The organism is Thermostilla marina (genome assembly GCF_054657455.1).
In genome coordinates, this window is the sequence record NZ_BAAHYR010000001.1 from 1,310,047 (window position 1) to 1,331,512 (window position 21,466).

The following is a 21,466-nucleotide window of genomic DNA, read 5'->3' on the forward strand; positions in this document are numbered from 1 at the left end:
CCAATTCCTCGATATGGTGCGAATGCAATATCGGATGTTTACGGGTTTACCGAAGCGGGAGGTTGAGTAACCAAGTCCCCGAACTCGTCCAACAGGTCGTATTTGTTCTGCCAGGTCGTGTACATGATGCCGACGGCCTTCGGCGTGCGGTTCAAGACGTCGAGCCAATTGCGAGGATTTTCGAGAGTGTCTCCGTCATAGTACGCTCCGGCCAATGTGCGGAAGCCCAATTTCGAGAAGTGGGCCAGGCTTTCTTCCCGCTTGGCGTAGTACCAGCACACGATGACGAGATCACGCGGGATGTGGTTCCACGAACCGGTGAAGTCGCCTTCGACCAGGTAATAATCGCCGTGGGCGTTATGGTTCGGGTCGAGCATGTCGGACCAGATGAAAACCTCGCAGTCGGGGAACTGTTCCCGCAGGATTGCCGTTTGTTTCGTGATGCAATCGCCCAGGATTTCTCCCATCGAAAGGCGGCGACGGCGGCAGGCTTCGCATGAACCGCCTTGGCGGATTTCGTCCATGCTCAGCAAGAATCGTTTGGCGGGAACATGTTCTTTCAATAGCCGTGCCTCTTCCCGAAACACGTCGTACAGGGCCGGCTCCGACATGCACACGGTCACTTGTCCGTGATTGATCGAGAAGGCGTGGTAGGCATCGATTACCAGGTCGGCGCCATCGGGGATGCGAGAGTTTTCGGTCAGCACGATCGGGGGGGCCGGGTGATCGAACCGAAAGTTCAGTCGCGGATCGGACCACGGAAGAAAGTCGCGGCCTTCTTCGTACAGCGTGCCGTCGGAGGCGTTCCGTACCGTGACGGGCGTGCCCTCCCGCCGAATCAGGTTGACCGGACCGACTTCTTCGATTTGCAGACCGTCGACCCAGAACTTGCCGCCGGTCGCCCCCCACACGCCTGCATACACACGGACCTTGTCGAACGACCAGCTGTTGAACCCGACGACGACTTTCCTCCAATCGGATGTCGAGGGTATGCGCGGATCCTGCGGCGACAGGGGCCGATTGTCGGCCAGGATATGAACACGAAAGCATCCTTCGGGTTGAAGTCCTTCAGTCTTGACGAAACACGTGACGCGATAGGCGTGATACGGTTTGACGGGCACCTCGAACATCACGCGGCCGTGTCCGTGTTCGTAACGCTCCATGTTCTCGAACCGCAACGAATGGGCGCCTTCGGCAAACACCGTGTCGTCGACGAAACTCACGTCGCCGGGGCGATCGTGAAAGCGGGCGCCGTTCACGCGGTCGCCGTCGAACGACTCGAAATCACCGCCGTCGATTACGACATGACCGTCGGGGACGAACTCGGCCTGGTTGCCGGTCACGTGGTAACGGATCCCGCGCAACGGAATGCCCGCCGCCAGGTTCCGATCGTGCGCCAACACGCTGCCGCCGTAACCGACCGAAAAAAGTTGCGGAATCAATTCGACGTTGTTTTCGCGGCAGATCGCAAGAATGCGGTCCAGTCGTCCGAAGTATTCCGGCGGTTGCTTGCACAAGCGATCCAGGCCGGCTGAAAGAACCATGCCGTTGAGCCCGTGCTGTGAGGCCGTCTCGACGATACGGCGGATGTCTTCCACGTCCTGGTCGCTGCGGAGCGAACGCGAGACGAACACCCAACGCAGCGGTAAGGGTTCGGCGGCGCGGACGGCCGTCTCCGTGTGAAACGAAATGCTGAGCGTTGCGGCGAGCAGTGCCGCGGGCAGGATCACGCAACGGGGGAATACCGCAAGAGCAGGCAGGGTGCGATTCATGGTCGGTCTCCTGAACCGAAAGGGACGTCGTCGGCACCGACCATTTTCTTTTGCCGCGCATGCAGCTGCAAGAAATTCCCGCCGAGAACGTCGTGCTGCGGGCGGTTCCCACTCAAAACTGGAAGTAGATGAACGGTGCCTCGGCCAGCGGCCAGAAGAAGAACAACGAAGCACCGATCAGAACGCAAACCGGTGCTGCCAGCCATAGCGGCGCGCGGGCCAAGCGGCGATCCAACCCGCCCGAGCGCTCCGACCAACCATGCAGCAGAAAGAAGACGAACAAGAACAGCAGCGTGGAGAAGACCGAAAGTGCGCCGAGCCCCAGTGAAGCGACGTTGAAATCGGCATCGAACAAGACGAACTTTCGCAGTGCCGTGAGCATGGCCGAGGTGTCGGATACACGAAACACCAGCCACGTGAGAAGGACCCAGTATTGCAAAGCCGCCCAACTGCCCAGATGGTACAATCCGGCGATCGGTTTTTTCGCCAGGTACGGTTCGAGATGGGGACGCACGTGGGCACGCCATTGCCGATGCACGATCAATGCCAGACCGTGCAGAAATCCCCACAACACGAAGTTCCAACTGGCACCGTGCCACAGGCCGCCCAGGAGCATCGTGATCATCAGGTTGCGACGCGTCTTCGCCGGGCCGTGCCGGTTTCCGCCAAGGGGGATGTACAGGTAGTCACGCAGCCAGGTCGAAAGGCTGATATGCCAGCGACGCCAGAACTCGCTGGGTGACGTCGAGAAGTAAGGTCGCCGAAAGTTCTCGGGAAGGCGGAATCCCAGCACTCTCGCCAAGGCGATCGCCATATCGCTGTATCCGGAGAAGTCGCAGTAGATTTGCACGTAGAAGCACACCGTCGCCAACCAAATGACCAGGCTCGGCCATGCACCGGGATTGCTGAACACGGCATCGGCCAGGTGTGCGACATTGTCGGCAATCAAAACTTTTTTGATCAACCCGCGAGCGAACAAGAAAAAGGCGTAACGGTCGAATCGCAACGGCCGAAAACGATTGATCTGCGGGAGAAAGTCGCTGGCGCGCACGATCGGCCCGGCCACCAGTTGCGGAAAGAAGGCGACGAACAACGCGAAGTCGAGCGGATCACGACAGGCCTTGAGCTGGCCTCGATACACGTCGATCGTGTAGCTGAGAGTTTGAAACGTGTAAAACGAGATGCCGACCGGCAGAATGATGTTCAACTCGGACCAGCCGGCCTGATAACCGAACAGTCGCAACAGGCCGTACATGTTTGCGGCGAAGAAGTTCGCGTACTTGAAGATGCCCAGCAAGCCCAGATTGGCCGTCAGGCTGAGGATCAGCAAGAGCTTGCGGCGAGCAGGACGGCTTTCACGTTCCAACCGGCGCCCGACGAAAAAATCGACCGCTGTCGAAAAAACGATCAAAAGGATGAATGCCGGGTTCCACCACATGTAGAAGATGTAGCTGGCCGCCAGAAGCAGGAGCTTCTGCGGACGCCGCCGTCGCCAAATCGCCAGGCAGGCGAACAGGATCAGCGTAAAGATGAGGAACTGGGGTGTGTAGAAGAGCATACCGCGATGTCCTTCAAATCGCCGGCGATGGCTTGCGACAGGATCGCCGCACCGATGTCGTCCGGGTGTGAGCCGTCGACGAACCGCTCGGCGGGTAGGGTGTCCAGTGTATTGACGACCGTAATGCCGTGTTCGATCTGGAGACGCGCCAAGTACTCGGCCAGTCCGTGCTTGAAGTCTTCTCCCAGCGCTTTCTGGGAATATTCGGGGTGGCGCGGCAAGATCCACAATACGAATCGCACGCCGCGACGCCGATACGATTCGGCTAGTTCGACAAGCAAGGCTTCTGTTTGCGGGTCGGGATGAAATTCGCCCGGCGGATGGCCCGCGATGTACTTTGCCAATTGGTGTTCCAGGACCGAATCGGGAATCTTGCGTGTGTAGGCACGCGGATAGTACAGGTCCGTCTGCGCGCGATCGACGGTCAAGTCGGAACGCAATGTCGAGCGCACACACGTGTTGAACCAGCCGGAAAGCATCCAGCGGGCATCGAACCGATGACGCAGCGGCGAGGCGAAGAAATAATCGCGGCTCGACGCTTCCAGGTAAGACTTCGCCCAGCGATTGGTTTGCTCGTTGGGCCGAAACCCGTACATGACCAAGGCATTGTATTTGTTCGGTGGAATGCTCGGCGGCTCTTCCAGCGTGTTGGCAAACACACCCTGCACGACCACGCGAACGGAATCGGGAAGGTCTTGTTGAAGCAAGATGCTTTCCCAAAGCTGTTGCCCCGTGCTGCTGAGATTCCAGATTTCGGGGTGTTCGGGGAGGGCCTCCGAAAGTCGCTTGGCGTCCAGCCCGTTCATGACGACGCTGTTGCCGAAAAAGCATATTTCGGGCTCGCCCGCGGGAGCGTGCACGACCTCGAGGATGTGCGAAGATCGCGAAAGATCGGTCGGCAGCCGCTTGGCCAAGAACGGCATGGCGAAAAACGCCATGACGGCACCCGACAGCGTACAACCGGCCATGATCAGCAGATTTCGACGCAGCGTGCGTCGGGCTGTCGCTAAATCGGGCGTAGAAGATCGTGGTATGTGAAGCACGGCCTTGTGCTCCATGGCGGCTGTCGACGGATTGTACGTAAGGGCAGGGATACTAGCTGGACGGCGTACGTTTCGTCAAGGGGAAACGGTGTGCGCAAAGTCGGCCGCATTCACGGACAGGGAACACGGGCAGGCATATGCCTTCAGGTTGCGCACATTGCCTAGGCGCTGCAGATTTGCTCGGTGCCCGGGAAAAGAGTTCGCTGCGCCGAGGGCGCACAAAAACCGGCGGCCGCAAGCGGCGACCGCCGTCGGTTTTTCGTTACGATGCGTTGCCGAGTTCAGTCGAGGTCGACCGGGACGGCACGTCCTTGCGCATCGCGCACCTCGATAGCCAAGTGCTCTGGTGAAACATGCTTCTCACCGATGACTCGGAGGTGCAGATTGTTCTTTTCTTCCAATTCGTTGAGTTGTCGTCGCTTCTTGTTATTCAGATAGGCGGCGACCTCGTCGGCGACGGTGATCGAGATTTCGGCCGCCGATTTCGTTTGCGCCACGAGGATGAGCTTGCGAAGAGTCTCGATGGCCATCGTTTCGGCCGTTTTGACCAGTCCGGCGCCATGGCACAGGGGACAGTCTTGGTACAACGTCCGTTTCAGACTCGGCCGGATACGTTGTCGGGTCATTTCGATCAGGCCGAAGGGGCTGGTGCGAAGGATTTTCGTTCGTGCACGGTCGCGTCGAACGGCATTGCGCAGCGCCCGCTCGACGCCGCGGCGATGGCGCTCCTTCCGCATGTCGATGAAGTCGTTGACGATCACGCCGCCCAGGTCGCGGAGTCGGATCTGGCGGGCGATTTCCTTGGCGGCCATCAGGTTGATTTGGTAAGCGGTTTCCTCGGCCGAATCGTCCGCCCGAAAATTGCCGCTGTTCACGTCGATGGCGACCAGCGCCTCGGTCTGGTCGATGACGATCGATCCGCCTTCGGGCAAGGGAACCTTGCGCTGGTGGATCATGGCGATCTCTTTTTCGATGCCGTAGCGATCGAACAGCGGCTCCTTGCCCTCGTACAATTGCAGACAATCGACGCGGCGCGGCATCACCATGTGCAGAAATTCTTTTGCCCGCTCGTAGGCCGTGGGCTCGTCGATCACGATCGTGCCGACGTCCGAGGAGAAGATGTCTCGAATCGTGCGGATGATCATGTCGCTTTCTTGGTAGATGTCGACCGGCCCGGGAAGCGTCTTGATCCGCTTGGCGATTACCTTCCACAGCCGCAACAGGTAAGCCAGATCGCGGGAGAGTTCTTTCCGCGTGCGGTCGGCACCGGCGGTACGAACGATGAAGCCCAAGCCTTTCGGCGGGTGGAGTTCCACCATGATGTCCCGCAAACGGCGACGTGTCGCTTCGTCTTCGATCTTGCGGGAGATGCCGACCCGTCCCAAAGCGGGCATCAACACGAGGTATCGGCCCGGTATGCTGATGTAGGTCGATAGGGTCGGCCCTTTCGAGCCGATGCCCTCTTTGATTACTTGGACGATGACTTCGTCGCCGCGGCGGAAGATACTTTGAATCGGAGGTTTCACCCGCGGACGATTCGCGTTGCGGTACCGATTGTTGCGCCGATTGGACGCTCGGGAAGAACTATTTCCGCCGTTTGTTTCGTTGCCGTTGCGGGCACCTACCAGGGCCTCGGCCGGCGCGTTGACGTCGAAAATCTTTTCGGGATCGTATCCGCCTTGCCGGAAATAATTCGGCTCGACATCGCTGATGTGCAGGAACCCGTTGCGTCCGACGCCGAAGTCGACGAACGCCGCCTGGATGCTGGGTTCCAGGTTGACGACGACACCCTTGTAGATGTTGCCGACGTAACTGTCTTGCGTGGTGCGCTCGATGTAGAGCTCTTCCAGGCGGCCGTCTTCAACGATGGCAATCCGGCATTCTTCCGGTTGCGCGACGTTGATCAGCATTTCCTGTTTCATGTTCTCGCCTTTTTTTGCGGCACCCGAGGCGAGTACGTTGCGAGGCGTAAGCAGGAGGAATCGAATTGCAGATGCAACGCGACATCACGAGACCAGCTCCACTTTGCTGCGGGTAAGGATCGCTCCCCGGGATTCCAGGTCGGCGAGGTCCAGTTCTTCGAGGATTTCACGGGGGCCGATACTTCCCCGTTCACCGATTCGGAGACGCATGACCAGTTCGTCTCCGTCGAGTTCCAGGTCGTCGATCAAAGGTCGGACGTCGACCGTCTTTCCTTTATGGCGTCGAAGAACCGGATAAGAGGTGGAAGCCAGAATCGCGGCGACCTCTTGTTGTACGGCCGCCTTGCGCTGCGGCGGGACGGCGATCCGGTAGACCATACCGCCGGCGCGGGCCTTGCGTGATCCGGCAGGCATCAACTCGGCGGAATGAAAAACCAAGCCTTCTTCGGCTTGGCTGTTCAGTCGTTCCAAGAGTTCGTCGACGGGCATCGAGTCGGCCAATTCGACTTCCATGACCTCGTCGCGGCCCTCGATCCCCACCGCCAACGCTGCGGGGAAGGCCAAACGGGGTTTGGGATGGTACCCCTCGCTCAGGGCCGCCCGCACGCCCGCCCGGCGAAAAAGGCGTTCCACCAAGCGAACGAAATCGTGATGTCCCAGAAATCGCAAGTTTCCCTGCTTACTGAATCGAATACGCACTCGTTGTCGAACCATTGGTTCGATCATCCCGGCCGTTGCCGTTTGGGCCGGGACCTCAAAGGTTGTGACATGGTGTATCAAACGACGTTCCGAACGGTGCCGAGACGGAGACCCTCCGGCCGGCCGTAGCGCGGCGGTCCGACGCGTGGGGCAGCCTCTCGGCGGGGCGGCCTGCGGTGCATGTTCGGCGGCCGCCCGACGAATTGTGTGTATGCATCGATGGTCGACCGATGAGCGATCACGTTCTCATTTCCGGACGATCGGCCGTCGACGGTCCGGCGAGAACGTCGTCATCGTCGCAAAAGGAGGAGATCGGTGTCGTCTGTATGTGACCGCTACGGCGAAGTCCCCGCCGAGGGTAGCCGAACACCGCCTCAACCTGTGTGAACATACCAGACGCCGCCGATTTTTGCCAGCTCTCTTGATCCCGTAGATTGTGCGGTATACCTCGAAAGTGGGGGTGTCATTCTTTGAGGCCCCGAAGGTCGGGAACTGCACGCTCTTCGTCGGCGAGCAGCTCGTCCCAGGTCATTTCGCCACCCCGACGACCGGCATAGGACCCCATCAAACAGGTTAGATTGGCGTCCACAGCCGTGGGGACGGTGGCATTGTCGAATCGTCCGTCGCGGATGCACTCGTGGAACAGTTTGATATTGTGCCTGGCCCCCCATTGGTACAAATCGGGCATTTCTCCGCCTTCGTACCGCCAGTCGCCGCTCCGCATTTTCGTGTCGCCGGCACCGGGGATGCTTGCCTTGCCGTAGTGGGTTTGCATGTAGCCGCCGTCGGCGTAGGCTTTCACGCCCGCGAACAGATCGATTTCGAAATGGTAGTTGCGGAACTGGTCACCCGAGTAGTTCATGATCACGCCGTCGGGGAACGTGTAGGTGAGCGACGCCGTGTCCATTGCCGTGTTGACGGGATTGGCTCGACTTTGCTGCACGACGCCGCACACCTTCAGCGGATGCGTGCCGATCACCGCCAGTGCCGTATCGACGGCGTGAATGCCCGCCGAAACGATGCGATCGCCGCCCAGTTCTCGGCACATGGCCCACCGCAGGCCGGTGAACAGTTCCGAGATGTCTTTTTCGACTCGGCGGTCTTCGCGGCCTTCATCGTTGTAATAGGCCCGAACGAAACGAATCTTACCCAGCTTTCCCTGTCGCAGATATTCCAGGCATTGCACGAATTGCGGCATGTAGCGCAACTGGAAGTCGACGTGGAACACGCGATCGTCGGCCGTCGAACGCCGGCCGAGTTCGGCAATCGTCTTGCAGCCGGGCACGTCGATGGCGACCGGCTTGGCTACGTACACATGGCATCCGGCCTCGACGGCGGCAGCGGCATGAATCGGGAAAAAGTATGGAGGGGTTTGCAAGGCGACGGCATCGACACCGTAATCAAGCAGGCGCTTGTACGCCGAGAGTCCGCTGAAAGCCGCCTTTTCGGGAACCTTTACCGCAGCGGCTCCCGCTTGGGCGATTTTGGGAAAGTAGTCCGCTACAGCGACGACTTCGTATCCGCCGTGTTCGGCGAACATGCGGGTAATCATGCGTCCGCGTCCGCCCTGGCCGATGACGCCCACGCGAATGCGCTCGTTTGCTTGGCTTCCCAATGCGAGCCGGGCACTCGGCAAAACGGTAGCGGCGACGGCGGTCTTGGCGGAAAGGGACAGGAAACGACGGCGTTCAGTGGGCACGGCGTCTCTCCTTTTCGGGTAGGCGAGGCAACGGGATGGGAACGATCATGCGATCGGAAAACGCTTGATCGGTGTGATAGTCGAAGCACCCGCCGAAAGCAAGCATCGGCGGCCGGCGAATCCACCGCTGCGGCAGAGGGAAAATCCGAATTCCGGCCTGCGACGACAACGCCGCATGTCGGCGGTATGATGAAACGCATGGTGAAATTGCGAGCTTGGCGGAGCAAACCGGCAACGCAGCGTGTCGACGTGAGACTGAGGGGAAGGCGTTCATGAGCGGTGGAAGTTCCCGGCGTGATTTTTTGCGCGGTCGGGCAAAACCCGATCCCGATCGGTCCGTACCCTCGTCCGGCGAGGAGGGGCAGGGCCGATCGACCGGCCGGACGGGAATTGGACCGCTCCATGGGGCGTACCAATTGGCGTTTTCCACGCGGGCGATGGCCTGCGAGTTCGAATTCCTGTTCAACTTGGGACAGTACGACCAAGCGGACCGTGCCGCCCTGGCGGCAATCGAACGCGTCGAGCCGCTGGAACAGCAAATGTCATTCTTCCGAAGCTCGAGCGAACTGAACCGCGTCAACGCGGTGGCGTCGTTCCAGTCTGTCAAAGTCGAGCCCGGATTGTTTTCGCTGTTGGAAACTTCGAAGAAGATTTGGGAAGAAACCCAAGGGGCGTTCGACATTACCGCCTCGCCGTTGTGGCGGATTTGGGGCTTCGCCGATCATCGCCCGAGAGTGCCCGACGACTCCGAGATTCGGGATACGCTGCGCGATGTCGGTTCTCAGTATCTCGAATTGGATGCGTCGTCGTGCCGTGTGCGGTTTCGTCAAGAAAACTTGGAGCTGAATCTGGGCAGCATCGGTAAAGGATATGCGCTCGATCGTTGTGCTGCCTGCTTGGACGAAGCCGAGATCGGCGATTACCTGTGTCACGCCGGTTACAGCAGCATCATCGCCCGCGGAACGCGATGGCGATCGCCCGAAACGCCCGAACCCGAAGGCGGTTGGCCGATCGGGGTGGCACATCCGCTAAAACGTGGAGAGCGGTTGGGTATCTTGCGGCTGCGGAATGCCGCGCTGGGGACAAGCGGTTCGGCGCTTCAGTTCTTTCGGCATCGGGGGAAGCGGTACGGCCACGTGATCGACCCGCGCACGGGATATCCAGCCGATCATTTCTTGTCGGTCACCGTCACGGCGCCGACGGCGACCGAGGCCGACGCGCTGGCGACCGCCTTCTTCGTGATGCGGGAAGAAGAAATCGAACGCTACTGCGAGTGCCATCCGGGCGTCGGAGCGCTACTGATCCGCCGGGGGCGTACACCGCAGACGCCCGAAATCCTCCGTGTGGGCGCAGAATTGGATTTCCACCCCTGCGAGGCGAGCGAGCAGCCTCCTTCGGCGTAGGATTTTCCCCGTTGAGGGCGTGTCGTCCCCTCGGCACATTGTGTCTCAATCGCTCGGCGAATTGCCCGTCGTTTCTTCGGGATAGAGAACCCGGCCGCAGGCGCGGCAGCACGACGTGTGACCCAGCAGCAGGTTGTTGAGCTGGTTGAGGGGGATTCGCTGATTGCAGCCGGAACAGACGCCGTTTCGCACTTCGGCCAAGGCTTGAGCTCCCATGCTGGCCAAAGCGCGGCGATACAATTGCCGCACCCCTTCGCGTTGCTCGTTCGCGCGTTCGTGCTCGGGACGCGCCGGAAGGGCTTCCTCGAGCGCGCGAATACGTTCTTCGACGCGTTGCAAGTCGGCCTCGATGGTGGGGGCTTCTTCGGCGAAGGTTTTGGCGGCCTTCTCGGCTTCGGCCTGAACGGCGGCGAGCGCCTTTTCGGCTTCTTTGACCTCTTCGGCTTTTTCTTCGGCGCGGGTCATCAGATCGATGATCTCGTCGGCCAATACGCTGTTGGCCATCTCGTCGGCGGCGATCTGGTCCTTCAGCATTTGGTACTCGCGGTTGCTCTTGGCCTCCATGAGCTGGCCCTTGCGCCGCTGGATGGTGGCAAGGTTTTGGTCGTATTGGCCTTGCTTCTCGCGGACGGCCGATTCGAGCTTGCGGTGCGCTTCGCGAACGGCTTCTAGTGCTTGCTGGGCCTCTTGGATTTTCTTCTTGAATGCAGCTTGAATCCGTGGGCCGCGACTGAGTCTTGCTCGCAATTGTTCAGCTTGTTGATGCGCAAGGTGAAGATCGCGCAAGGTTTCGTTGATGGTACGGGCCGACGACGTCATCTGAATCCTCTCTGTCGATGAGGGTGCCGATTTTCGATGAGAAAGAACAGGCGACAGGCGGCAGCAGCCCGCGGCGCAATGCCGGACGCAGCCCGTCGAGTCGCCGGAACGCATTCACGATAGTTTTCTCTGCACTCGGGATCAAGCGGTGGAGGAGGCAGGTCCTCTTTCCATTCGGCGGAGCGAAGAAGGTCCGCCGAATGAAAACGGGCCGTCTCATGGGGCGAGACGGCCCGTCGCGATGGACGGTCGGCGGTGTCGCGGTCAACCGGCAGCACGTTCCAGGAACGCGGCCAGTTGCCCCGCGCGCACGGGATGTTGCAGTTTCTCCACCGCCTTGGCTTCGATTTGTCGGACGCGTTCGCGGGTGACCTTGAAGATGCGGCCGACTTCTTCGAGCGTGTAGGTGTACCCGTCGCCGAGCCCGTACCGCAGGCGGATGATTTCCCGCTCGCGGTAGGTGAGGGTCTTGAGGAGGTTTTCGATCTTCTCGCGAAGCAGATCACGATGGGCGACGTTGTCCGGTTTTTCCTGGGATTGATCGGCGACCAATTCGCCGAAGCTGGCATCTTCGCCTTCGCCGATGGGGCGATCCAGGCTGACGGGATTGCGGCCGATGTCGAGCACGCGACGGGCTTCTTCGATCGGCACGCCCGCTTCTTCGGCAATTTCCTCTGTTGTCGGTTCTCGGCCCCATTCTTGCAAGAGCCTGCGCGAGGCGTTTCGCAGTTTCCCGAGGACGTCGATCATGTGAACGGGGATGCGGATGGTCCGTGCCTGATCGGCGATCGCGCGGGTGATCGCCTGCCGAATCCACCATGTGGCGTAGGTCGAGAACTTGAAACCGCGGCGGTATTCGTACTTGTCGACCGCCCGCATGAGCCCGGTGTTGCCTTCCTGAATCAAATCGAGGAAACTCAACCCGCGATTGCGATATTTCTTGGCGATCGAGACGACCAGGCGGAGGTTGCCGTTGGAGAGCCGCCGCTTGGCGTCTTCGAAGTCTTGGAACCGCGCCCGCATTCGTTTCACACGCAGTTCCAGGCTGCGGGGCGATTCTTGGGTGGCGATCATCAAGTCGCGCAGTTCGCGGCGCAAGCGTTCCCGTTCGCCCAGCGGCGCCGGTTGGGTCTTCAATTCGTCGAGACGACGGCGGATTTCCCGCATGCGCGCGGCCGCTTGTTCCATTTCGCTCATCATGGCCTGTACGCGTCGCGTGCGCAAGCCTAGCTCTTCGACGAGGATCAGCATCTTTCGGCGACGGCTGAGAAACCGTCGGCGGGCGCGGGCTTTGATTCCCGGCGGCGTGCGACGGTTGATCAATCGCCGGAAATCCCGCTCGTTGGCCTGCATCAGGGCCTTCAGCGTCCGCAAGTTGTGCGGCATGCGACCGCTGATCTGCTCGCGCGTCAATTGGTCGGTCAGCGAGATTTTGAGCGTTCGTTCGAAGGCCAAACGTCCTTCGTACACGCCTTCGAGGATCTGGACGGCCTTTTTCAGCACGAGATGGCAGCCCATCATCGTGCGGCGGAAACGTTTGCGGGTGACTTCGATCGTTTTTGCCAGGGCGATCTCTTCGCTGCGGGTCAGCAGCGGAATCTCCGACATCTGGCTGAGATACAGCCGGATCGGATCGCTGCTCCACTTGGGGGCGTCGTCGGGAAACAGGTTGCGCAGCGGCGCGCCGTCGAACGTCGGTTCCGGTTCCGAGTCGGGATCGTCGGCATGGCCGTATTTCAACTCGATGCCGGCGTCTTCCAGAGCGATCAACAGCCGATCGAGTTTTTCCGGGCTGAGCGATTCATCGGGCAGATAGGAGAGGACTTGGTCGTAGAACAGGTAGCCTCCTTGCTCCTTGCCCTTGGTGACCAATTGCTGCAAGTGCGGATCGTGACGGATCACGGGTCGCCTCCTTTCGCGCTTCCATGACGCGTAGGGGGATCGCAACGACGCGGCGGAATGATTCCGACGAGTTGTCGAATCAACGGCGTGCGGGAACGAGTTCGCCGCCGCGGGTCGCTAAGCCAGAGACCTCACCCTTCCGTGGGCTCGGATGTCCCTCTCTGGCGATTTCGTTGTTGTTCCACCAGCCGCCGCAACGCTTCACGCTGCGCGTCGGCGTCCAGGGAACCGGATCGCAGGGCGTTTTCCAACGCCGCACGTTCCTTGTTCGCTTGATAAGCTCGGTAGCCGGCCTCCCACTGGAGCCACACCTCGTTCGGGGAACTCATTTCCATCGACCGAACGGCTTCGTCCAGTTCGACCAGCAGGTTCTTTGTTTCGGGATCGTCGAAGGCCAACATCAAACGATCGAAGTCGACCGGCTCGCCCTGGTCGTGCAATTCGAGGGCCGCCTCGTAGATCCGCCTTGCGACGGGGGCGGTCATGTCTTCGGGACGAACGACCCCGATCGCCTTGGTGACAATGTCTGGATGGGCCAACAATAGTTCGAGGAAGTCGCGTTCCAACGGCGGCAGCGACTTGGCTTGGGGCTTCGCGGTTTGAACGGCGCGATCGGCCGGCGCGACACGCCGCCCTCGACGCAACTCTTTCAAGCGACGCCGAAGGATGGCTTCATCGATGCGTGCCTGCACGGCCAGCCGCGACAGGATTTTCCATTCGCGGGCTTGCTGCGCCGCCGTCGTCTCGCCGACCGCCCTCGGTGCTTGCGCAAGGATCGTCAACAACTGATCGACCGCCTTCGTTACCCCCGGAATGTCGTTCACCAGGTCGATTCCGCGGGTGACCTCGGCGAAGGCGTGATCGAGCGCGTCGAGTGCGTCGTTTTCCAGCGCTTGTTGAAAGGCTTCGGCCCCGTGATGCAGCAAATAATCGCACGGATCGAGGCCTTCCGGCAGCGTGAGCACCCGAATATCGACGCCGCGCGCTACGAACAGACTCAAAACCTCGTTCGTCCGCCGTCGTCCGGCCTCGTCGCCGTCGAGAATGAGGACGACGCGGTCGGCATAGCGGTTCAACAATCGAATGTGATCGTTACCCAACGCCGTGCCCAAGACCGCCACCGCGTTCGTAAAGCCGAACCGATGCGCCATGATGACGTCGGTATAGCCTTCCATGACCAGCGCGGTGCCGGTCTTGCGCATGGTCTCGCGAGCGAGATCCAGACCGAACAACAACCGGCTCTTGGCGAACAGCGGCGTTTCGGGGGAATTGACGTATTTTGCCGGACTGCCCGTGCCCAACTCGGGCAACACGCGTCCTCCGAAACCGACCGGTTTTCCTTGCGGATTACGGATCGAAAACAACAACCGGCCGCGGAAGCGATCGTACACGCCGCGATCCGAACGCGCCAGCACGCCGATTGCTTCGAGCACCTTCGGGTTGGCCTTGACGGCCAGTGCTCTACGGTAGATCCATTCGGGATCGAGCGGTGAAAAGCCCAGCCGAAAACGCCGCACGAATTCGTCGGGGATCTGCCTTTCGGCGAGATAGCGTCGGGCCGGTTCGGCTTCGGGGGATTCGAGAAGGCATTGGTGGTATTGCGCCTCGGCCCATGCGGCGGCGCGGTACATCAGCTGCTTTCGACTGACGGGCGCCTTTTCGCCGGGGTCGCCCGACTTGCGAGGTTTCAAATCGATTCCCGCCCGCTCGGCCAGAAGGGCAAGCGCCTCGGGGAACTCGACGTTCTCCATCCGCATCACGAAAGTGAAAATGTCGCCGCCGATGTCGCACACCCAGCAGCGGAAGGTTTGACGTTCGGGGTTTACTTGAAGGCTGGGGCGGTGGTCGTCGTGCCACGGACACAACCCGACGAAGTTCCGGCCCTGGCGGCGCAGGGGGAAGTAGCTCTCCACCAGGTCGACGATATTGACGGCCTGCCGGATTTGTTCCTTGGCGTCGGAATAGGGACCGAGCGGCATCGCGCGAGGCGACTCCCCGAAGGTGAGAGCGACATCCTTGTCTACAACAGTGGCGAGCACGGGCAAATCCTTTTGCCTTGCCGTCACGGCGTTCGGAATCAAGAGACGAGTCGTTCCGTCGAAGCTTCGTCGACTTCTTCCCGCGTCGTCATCCAAATTCTCGACTCGGGCGCCGAACTCCAAACGTCGAAGGCCCTTTCCGTGGGCTTCCGCCGTCGATGTTCGGCCGTTCGCTTCGTGTGACGGTGAAGCGATTATAGCGCGAAGCCGAAAAACGGTCAACGCGAGCCGAAAGGCACGGTTCGCCCTCGTCGCGGCACCCGTGCGCCGCACTGGGAGGGGTGGACTTTCCCGGGGCCTCGTTATGATGAAAAGAGACGATGACTCCCGACGCGGACGCTCGCGTCTCTTCCTCGCGGTAGTCCTCTCTCATTAACAAATCTCCCTCGAACGGGGGTGTTGCATGTCCGAAAGATCGCCCAAGGCGCCCCGTGCCTTCTTGCCGATGACGGCCGAGGAGGTCGCTGCGCGCGGATGGGATGCGGTCGATGTCGTCTTTGTCACCGGCGACGCATACGTCGATCATCCCAGCTTCGCCATGGCGCTGTTGGGGAGACTCTTGGAGGCCGAGGGATACCGCGTTGCCATCCTGGCGCAGCCCGATTGGCATTCGTGCGAACCTTGGCGGCAATTCGGACGACCGCGACTGTGTTTCGCCGTCAGCGCCGGAAACATGGACTCGATGGTCAATCGGTACACGGCGAACCGCAAGGTTCGAAATGCCGACGCGTATTCGCCCGGTGGGCGAATCGGTTTGCGGCCCGATCGGGCGACATTGGCTTACTGTCAGCGGGCGCGGGAGGCCTACGACGGCGTGCCCGTCATCGCCGGCGGCGTCGAGGCCAGCCTTCGCCGCATCGCCCATTACGATTATTGGAGCGACAAGGTCCGCCGCTCGATCTTACTCGATGCCAAAGCCGATTTGCTCGTCTATGGGAACGGCGAAAGGGCTCTGCTGGAAATCTTGCGTCGATTGCGCGACGGCGAACCGGTTCGAGCGATCCGGGATGTGCGGGGAACGGCCTACCGACTGGGCGCGAAAGAGACGCCCCCGCGCGAAAACGTCGTCGAGTTGCCTTCGTACGAACAAGTTCGTGACGATAAGCGGGCGTTCGCCGAGATGACCCGCGCGGCGCACGTCGAAACGAACCCGTACAACGCCCGCACGTTGATTCAACGGCACGGCAATGAATACGTGGTCGTCAATCCGCCCGCGTGGCCGTTGTCGCAAGACGAAATGGATCGCATCTACGACCTGTCGTTTACACGCCGTCCGCATCCGGCCTACGGCAAGGAGCAGATTCCCGCGTTGCAGGTCGTGCGGCATTCGATTCAGATCATGCGGGGATGTTTCGGCGGATGCACATTCTGTTCGATCACGGCGCACGAGGGCCGAATCATCCAAAGCCGAAGTCCGCAGTCGATCGTCCGTGAGGTCGAACAGTTGCGACGCGATCCGACGTTCCGGGGGACGATCAGCGACGTAGGCGGACCGACGGCGAACATGTACCGGATGAATTGCTCGCGGCCCGAGGTGCGGGCAAAATGCCGACGACTCAGTTGCGTTCATCCGACGATTTGCAAATTGCTCGATACCAACCACGGGCCGTTGATCGAGCTGTTGAAGACCGTCCGCAAGCAACCGGGCGTGAAAAAGGTGTTGGTGGCGTCGGGGATTCGCATGGACCTGGCACAGAAGAGTCCGGCGTACATGAGCCACCTCGTGCGGCATCATGTGGGCGGACATCTCAAGGTCGCCCCGGAACATTGTGATGCCGACGTGCTGCGGTTGATGAAGAAACCGACGATCGAAGATTTCGAGGCTTTCGCCCGCAAGTTCCAACGGCTTTCGAAGAAGGCGGGTAAAGAACAGTACCTGGTTCCCTATTTCATTGCCGGGTTTCCGGGCTGCGATTTGCAGTCGATGGTGCGCCTGGCCGAGTTTCTCAAGCGGACGGGCTATCGACCCGAGCAGGTGCAGGACTTTCTGCCCGGGCCGTTCGATATCGCTACGTGCATGTACTACACGGGCATCGATCCGATGACCGGTCGAGAAGTCTATGTGCCGCGTGGGGCGCGCGAGCGACGGCTCCAGCGGGCACTACTCCAATTCTGGATGCCGGAAAACGACCGCTATGTTCGTGAGGCTTTGCGGCTGGCGGGGCGTACCGACTTGATCGGCGACGGCCCGAACTGCCTCGTTCCCTCGAAGCCGCCTCGAAGTGTCCGGTCCCGTGCCGATCGTGCAACGGCAAAACCGTCGGGCGGTGGGAACGCGCGTCGCTCTGCAACGGTCGGCTATCGCCCCCATCGCCGAAAACCGCGGCGAAAATAGCCGTGCGATCTTGCAGAGACATTCTTTCACGGTGCCGCCTCTTTCGGCACGGTGATCGCCAGCACGATCGGGTGATCGGTCAGCGTCAAGGTGATCCGTTCGACCGCCGGAATTTCCGCGAGGGCATAGTCGCCGACCGTCGGATCGTACAACGATACGTCGCAGGTGTGCGCAAATTGCACTTCCACCGGATCCGATCCGTCTACGCGCTCGTTCCATACGACCAAAAAGAACGTGCCGTCGGAATGTTGCAAAAGCAAGTCATGCGTTGTGTCGGGCGGGTCGACCAGTCGATAACCCAAACTACCGATCGAAGGCGGGCGTTCGTGATCGTCCAGGATCGTCGTCAGGTTGTGCAGATATTCGGCAGCGAGTCGCGGCGTGTAGTCGGGCCGAAAGAAACCGAACGATTGGTTTCCGGCTTCGTCCGTACGGTCGCGCAAGATGTAGATCGCCGTGCGGCTCCATCCGCGGGCGAACTGGTCGAGATAGATCGTCAAATAATCGACGGCCTGACGCCGCTCGGTAATGCCGCGTTTTTCGTCGATCGTGCAGCCGGTTTCGGTCGTGACACGAGGCAGCGAGACGAGTTCTTCGACCGAATAGCCTCGAAACTTCTTCGCCCACGTCACGCCGTAGTTGCCGTACAGACCGTCGACGCGACATTCCGGGCCGGGATCCGCAGCGTTCCAAACTTTGTTGTCGGCAGGAAACGGCGAGTTCGGATGGTAAATGTAGTTGTGCACGTTGGCGAAATCGGCGAACCGCGTGCCGGACGGAAGTAAGGTATCGGCACCGGGGGGAATCTCCAAGAACTGAAGCCCCGCGTTGTCGGTTTGTGCGCCGGGTTCCGAGATGGACCAGACGGGGTATCGTCGCAGGACGGGATCGCGTTTGACGGCCGCGTACAGGTCGCGTTGCAGTTCGGCGACCGGTAGCCACGAGTCGCGTCCGCCGCCTCGTTTTCCGCGGTATGTGACGGCCCAATTGTTGGGTTCGTTGTTCCCCTCGAAGGCGAGCAAGGCATCGTGTTCGGCCAAGATGCGCCCGGCTTCGAGTAAGGCGGAAAGATTGCTGCCGCCGCTCCCCAACCCCAAACTCAGCTTGACGTTCGCCTCGTGATGCAACCGCAGATAGTTTTCGATCGTCGTGCGGCCTTGTGCGTCGAGATCTTCGACATGGGCGCGGACCCAGCGAAAGCCGCAGTGGCGCAACATCGTGACGGTTTTGTCGATCGGTTGGCCGCGGTTGGGAAAGGTCGTGCACACGCCGATCGAGTCAAGAAAATCGCCGGCCGGAACGGCCTTCACAGGCAAAACGGTCGTTTCTTGAGCTGCACAGGGCACTAGCAATGCCGTGCACACGACGGCCGCAGCCCACAAAGCCGGCGCCGGGGTGAATCGGTGGACGAACATGACGAAGACTCCGCTTCCTGTAATAGTGGTGGGGATGACATTGGGGGGAGGGGAGGCCGAACCGGCGCGCGGCCGATCGGGGGCGACGACCTACTAAAATAGTCGCTCGTGTCCGCATGTCGAGTTTCTGCGGCCGGATGCATCGCGATCGCCGATTTGGGGTTGCCCTGTTCGGCGATTTGCCGTTCAATGGAAGCGACGCGGTCGCGAATGCCGCAAGAGCAAACCGCTTTCTTGTGGATGCCGACGACGGCGGGAGGCCGTGCCGCGAGAGGGATCTCGCTGCCCGCCGAATCGACTCGCTTTTCGATTTCAGGGAACAAGGAGGTTCCGGTCTTCAGCAGATGCCTGCGCCGTGACGACGCCTGTCGTTGTCGCGGGCCTCTTGGACGCTTCGATTCAAGATTTGCGAAAACGTCCGATCGACCGGGATGATCTTGTTCGTGAAGCGAACGTTGTGCCCCGCCGCCGACCACGACCCGTCGAACAGGGGTGTTGCCCGCGGATACCCGCGCGAAACCGTCGGATAGGGAGACGGACCGATGGCGAAACACGGAATCATCTCGGTCGTGTTGGCAAGCGGAATGCTTTTCGGCGCGCAGGCCGTCGGAGGTGAGACCGTACTGCTCGATTTTTACGCCAATTGGTGCGGTCCCTGTCGGTCGATGATGCCGATCGTCGAACAACTCGAAGAACAGGGCTGGCCGGTCCGGCGGATCGACGTCGATCGAAATCCCGAACTCGCCTCACGATTCGGGGTGGATGCCTTGCCCACGTTCGTCATGATCGTCGACGGTCGCGAGTCCGATCGCGTGGTGGGAAGCACATCGCGCGAACGTTTGTTGTCGATGTTGCAGACGGCGAAACAGCCTTCGGCGCCGGAGCCGAGCGGTCCCGGAACGGTCGTTCCCTTGACGGCGGTTGCCGTGTCGGCCGAAACCGCGCCGCGCGCAGGGGCATCGTCGCGCGAGCCGACGGGGGCTGCCGGTGCGGTTCGGATTGCTCGAGGTACTCCGGAGGACCTACTGGCCGCCACCGTTCGCATTCATGTGCAGGATCCGAACGGACGCTCGCACGGCTCGGGCACGATCATCGACGCCCGCAGCGGCGAAGCCTTGATTGCGACGTGCGGTCACCTCTTTCGCGACAACGGAGGGCGAGGGGACATCACCGTCGATCTGTTCGGCCCCCGACCGGCAACCGGTCTTCCGGGCACGCTCATCGGTTATACGTACGATCAAACACACGATACGGCCTTGATCGCGGTGAAGATCGATTCGCCCGTCGTCGTTGCGCGGGTGGCGCCGCCGGGATACCAACCCAAAGTCGGCGATCCGGTTTTCAACGTGGGGTGCGACGACGGCGCACCGCCTACGGTCAAGACCGGGCGGGTGACGGCGATCGACAAGTACGCCGGTTTCGGTAACATCGAGGCCTCGGGGGCGCCCGTCGAGGGCCGCAGCGGCGGCGGATTGTTCTCGGCCGAGGGCTACCTGATCGGCATTTGTAACGCCGCCGACCCGTCGGAGAACGAAGGCCTGTACGCGTCGTTGGTCGAAATCTACCGCGAGCTGGACCAGGCATCGCTGGGGTTCGTTTATGCCGGTCCCGGTCCTGAGGCGGCCCGGCTCGCCGATGGGGGGACCGCGCATGGGGCGGATACCCCCGAAATCGCGAGCGCGCCGCTGGTGCCTCTTGCCGCCGGTAACGGCCCAAGCGGTTTCGAGACGGCGAGCAGTGCCGTGCCGCAGTTGCCGCGCCGGATGCCCCAAGGCTCCATCGCCGAAACCCCGTCATCGACCGCTTCGCAAGCGCAACCGGCCGCGGAACGAACGCCCGAAGAGGTCACGTTGGCGGGCGGTTTACCCCTGCCTTTGCCCCAATACGATGCGGTCCCGGCGTCGACCGGAGAGACCGTGCCTTTCGGAGCTCTCTCGAAAAATGCGGTGCGGCCGGTCGGGTACGTGCGAAACCCGGAGGGGCAATCGAACGCTTCGGCAGGCAGCTCGACGTTGACTGCCCGCGAACAGGCGGCCCTGGAAGAGATTCGACGCCGCCAGGCCGCCGGCTATGAGGTCATCTGTATCGTGCGGCCGAAGAGCGATCCGCAGGCCGAAAGCGATGTGATCGTGCTCGAGAACGTGTCTCAGGCGTTCGTGAATCAGCTTGTCTCGGGGCGTCCCGTACCTGCGGGCGCGACGGAGGCGACGGGTTCGTCCGAAAACCGCGTGGCCGATCGGCGAGGTTCTGCGGAAGTACCGGCGAAACGAGCCGGCGGTGCGACGCCGTCGAACGGCTTGCCTCCGATTCCCGCGGCGATCTTGCCCGTCGCACCGTGACGTGAGAAATGCTCAGGCGTCCGCAGTCGCTTCTGCCGCAACGGGTTCTGGCTCAGCCTCTTCATCGGTCGCTTTCGGCAACGGCGGATCGGCGGTCTCGTGCCCTTTTGGAGCCGATGGAGGGGCTTCCGGTTGATTCGACGGAGGGGGATTGCCGAGCAAGAGCTCGAACGCCTCGGATAGATTCGGCGGACCGTATCCGAGCCAAACAGCCAGACAAAATCCGGCTGCCAAGTGCAGCGAGGCAACGGCGGCTATTCCAACGGCGACCAGCATTCGTCCTTCCCGGGAAGCGCTCCGGCATTCCCGCCTGTGACCCAAAACAGCGCTCTCGGCTCGCTGTCGCTTAGCCCTTTCCTTGATGCAACTCGCGGGGCACGGGGTGAATGTTTCCTCCTTTTATCGGAAACACAACAGCCGACCGGACACCGTACGGAGAACCGTGCGGCCCATCGCCGTGATGGCCGGTCATTCCTGGGGGTAAGCGCGCAATATGCTCTACCCGAAGTATAGGTCGCCTC

The 21,466-nt window shown here is 61.1% G+C and carries 15 protein-coding genes; 3 read left to right on the forward strand and 12 right to left on the reverse strand.

Going from position 1 to position 21,466, the window contains the following annotated elements; genetic code table 11:
* Window positions 1-38: 38 nt before the first annotated feature.
* From ACYQ2I_RS04710 to ACYQ2I_RS04735, 6 genes are all read right to left on the reverse strand, one after another.
* Window positions 39-1,772, reverse strand: coding sequence for a hypothetical protein (locus ACYQ2I_RS04710; RefSeq protein ID WP_460165842.1), 1,734 nt, complete (start codon window positions 1,770-1,772; stop codon window positions 39-41).
* A 112-nt stretch (window positions 1,773-1,884) separates the two neighbouring features.
* Window positions 1,885-3,330 (reverse strand): MBOAT family O-acyltransferase, encoded by a 1,446-nt coding sequence (locus tag ACYQ2I_RS04715; protein WP_460165843.1) that lies wholly within the window; start codon window positions 3,328-3,330, stop codon window positions 1,885-1,887.
* A complete protein-coding gene (locus ACYQ2I_RS04720) occupies window positions 3,291-4,373 on the reverse strand; it encodes a hypothetical protein (protein ID WP_460165844.1) in 1,083 nt (360 codons plus the stop codon). Before ACYQ2I_RS04720 ends, ACYQ2I_RS04715 begins: the two co-directional genes overlap by 40 nt.
* A 281-nt stretch (window positions 4,374-4,654) precedes the next feature.
* Entirely contained in the window at window positions 4,655-6,295 is a 1,641-nt protein-coding gene (locus ACYQ2I_RS04725) for an Rne/Rng family ribonuclease (protein WP_460165845.1), read from the reverse strand.
* 84 nt (window positions 6,296-6,379) lie between these two features.
* Window positions 6,380-7,009, reverse strand: coding sequence for a TIGR03936 family radical SAM-associated protein (locus ACYQ2I_RS04730; RefSeq protein ID WP_460165846.1), 630 nt, complete (start codon window positions 7,007-7,009; stop codon window positions 6,380-6,382).
* A gap of 448 nt (window positions 7,010-7,457) precedes the next feature.
* The gene (locus tag ACYQ2I_RS04735) at window positions 7,458-8,693 is read right to left on the reverse strand and encodes a Gfo/Idh/MocA family protein (protein WP_460165847.1); all 1,236 of its coding nucleotides are present in this window, start codon (window positions 8,691-8,693) and stop codon (window positions 7,458-7,460) included.
* A gap of 272 nt (window positions 8,694-8,965) precedes the next feature.
* Here ACYQ2I_RS04735 and ACYQ2I_RS04740 point away from each other — a divergent pair, with 272 nt between their 5' ends.
* Window positions 8,966-10,096, forward strand: a complete 1,131-nt coding sequence (locus ACYQ2I_RS04740) for an FAD:protein FMN transferase (RefSeq protein ID WP_460165848.1) — start codon at window positions 8,966-8,968, stop codon at window positions 10,094-10,096.
* Window positions 10,097-10,141: 45 nt separating this feature from the next.
* Here the strand turns inward: ACYQ2I_RS04740 and ACYQ2I_RS04745 are convergent, their stop codons facing one another.
* The 3 genes from ACYQ2I_RS04745 to dnaG all read right to left on the reverse strand — a co-directional run bounded on the left by ACYQ2I_RS04745 (window position 10,142) and on the right by dnaG (window position 14,856).
* The gene (locus ACYQ2I_RS04745; RefSeq protein WP_460165849.1) at window positions 10,142-10,915 is read right to left on the reverse strand and encodes a zinc ribbon domain-containing protein; all 774 of its coding nucleotides are present in this window, start codon (window positions 10,913-10,915) and stop codon (window positions 10,142-10,144) included.
* Between the two features lie 264 nt (window positions 10,916-11,179).
* On the reverse strand, window positions 11,180-12,817 hold the full coding sequence (locus ACYQ2I_RS04750; protein ID WP_460165850.1) for a sigma-70 family RNA polymerase sigma factor: 1,638 nt from the start codon (window positions 12,815-12,817) through the stop codon (window positions 11,180-11,182).
* A 131-nt stretch (window positions 12,818-12,948) separates the two neighbouring features.
* Window positions 12,949-14,856 (reverse strand): DNA primase, encoded by a 1,908-nt coding sequence (dnaG, locus tag ACYQ2I_RS04755; protein ID WP_460165851.1) that lies wholly within the window; start codon window positions 14,854-14,856, stop codon window positions 12,949-12,951.
* A gap of 403 nt (window positions 14,857-15,259) precedes the next feature.
* Here dnaG and ACYQ2I_RS04760 point away from each other — a divergent pair, with 403 nt between their 5' ends.
* Window positions 15,260-17,191 (forward strand): YgiQ family radical SAM protein, encoded by a 1,932-nt coding sequence (locus ACYQ2I_RS04760; RefSeq protein WP_460165852.1) that lies wholly within the window; start codon window positions 15,260-15,262, stop codon window positions 17,189-17,191.
* Between the two features lie 26 nt (window positions 17,192-17,217).
* Here the strand turns inward: ACYQ2I_RS04760 and ACYQ2I_RS04765 are convergent, their stop codons facing one another.
* Window positions 17,218-18,606 (reverse strand): hypothetical protein, encoded by a 1,389-nt coding sequence (locus ACYQ2I_RS04765; protein WP_460165853.1) that lies wholly within the window; start codon window positions 18,604-18,606, stop codon window positions 17,218-17,220.
* Between the two features lie 337 nt (window positions 18,607-18,943).
* The gene (locus ACYQ2I_RS04770) at window positions 18,944-19,168 is read right to left on the reverse strand and encodes a hypothetical protein (protein ID WP_460165854.1); all 225 of its coding nucleotides are present in this window, start codon (window positions 19,166-19,168) and stop codon (window positions 18,944-18,946) included.
* Here ACYQ2I_RS04770 and ACYQ2I_RS04775 point away from each other — a divergent pair.
* Window positions 19,149-20,945: a thioredoxin domain-containing protein gene (locus ACYQ2I_RS04775; protein ID WP_460165855.1), complete on the forward strand. Its 1,797-nt coding sequence runs from the start codon at window positions 19,149-19,151 to the stop codon at window positions 20,943-20,945. The genes ACYQ2I_RS04770 and ACYQ2I_RS04775 overlap by 20 nt on opposite strands.
* A 12-nt stretch (window positions 20,946-20,957) precedes the next feature.
* On the opposite strand, the gene ACYQ2I_RS04780 is transcribed toward ACYQ2I_RS04775, so the two are convergent.
* The gene (locus ACYQ2I_RS04780) at window positions 20,958-21,221 is read right to left on the reverse strand and encodes a hypothetical protein (protein WP_460165856.1); all 264 of its coding nucleotides are present in this window, start codon (window positions 21,219-21,221) and stop codon (window positions 20,958-20,960) included.
* Between the last annotated feature and the right edge of the window lie 245 nt (window positions 21,222-21,466).

Bases quoted from the DNA above. Each gene is read 5' to 3' on its own strand.
- ACYQ2I_RS04770 (WP_460165854.1), bottom strand. From the start codon at position 19,168: ATGATTCCGTGTTTCGCCATCGGTCCGTCTCCCTATCCGACGGTTTCG.
- ACYQ2I_RS04760 (WP_460165852.1), top strand. From the start codon at position 15,260: ATGTCCGAAAGATCGCCCAAGGCGCCCCGTGCCTTCTTGCCGATGACG.
- ACYQ2I_RS04715 (WP_460165843.1), bottom strand. From the start codon at position 3,330: ATGCTCTTCTACACACCCCAGTTCCTCATCTTTACGCTGATCCTGTTC.
- ACYQ2I_RS04710 (WP_460165842.1), bottom strand. From the start codon at position 1,772: ATGAATCGCACCCTGCCTGCTCTTGCGGTATTCCCCCGTTGCGTGATC.
- ACYQ2I_RS04765 (WP_460165853.1), bottom strand. From the start codon at position 18,606: ATGTTCGTCCACCGATTCACCCCGGCGCCGGCTTTGTGGGCTGCGGCC.
- ACYQ2I_RS04780 (WP_460165856.1), bottom strand. From the start codon at position 21,221: ATGCTGGTCGCCGTTGGAATAGCCGCCGTTGCCTCGCTGCACTTGGCA.
- ACYQ2I_RS04775 (WP_460165855.1), top strand. From the start codon at position 19,149: ATGGCGAAACACGGAATCATCTCGGTCGTGTTGGCAAGCGGAATGCTT.
- ACYQ2I_RS04740 (WP_460165848.1), top strand. From the start codon at position 8,966: ATGAGCGGTGGAAGTTCCCGGCGTGATTTTTTGCGCGGTCGGGCAAAA.
- ACYQ2I_RS04725 (WP_460165845.1), bottom strand. From the start codon at position 6,295: ATGAAACAGGAAATGCTGATCAACGTCGCGCAACCGGAAGAATGCCGG.
- ACYQ2I_RS04745 (WP_460165849.1), bottom strand. From the start codon at position 10,915: ATGACGTCGTCGGCCCGTACCATCAACGAAACCTTGCGCGATCTTCAC.
- ACYQ2I_RS04730 (WP_460165846.1), bottom strand. From the start codon at position 7,009: ATGGTTCGACAACGAGTGCGTATTCGATTCAGTAAGCAGGGAAACTTG.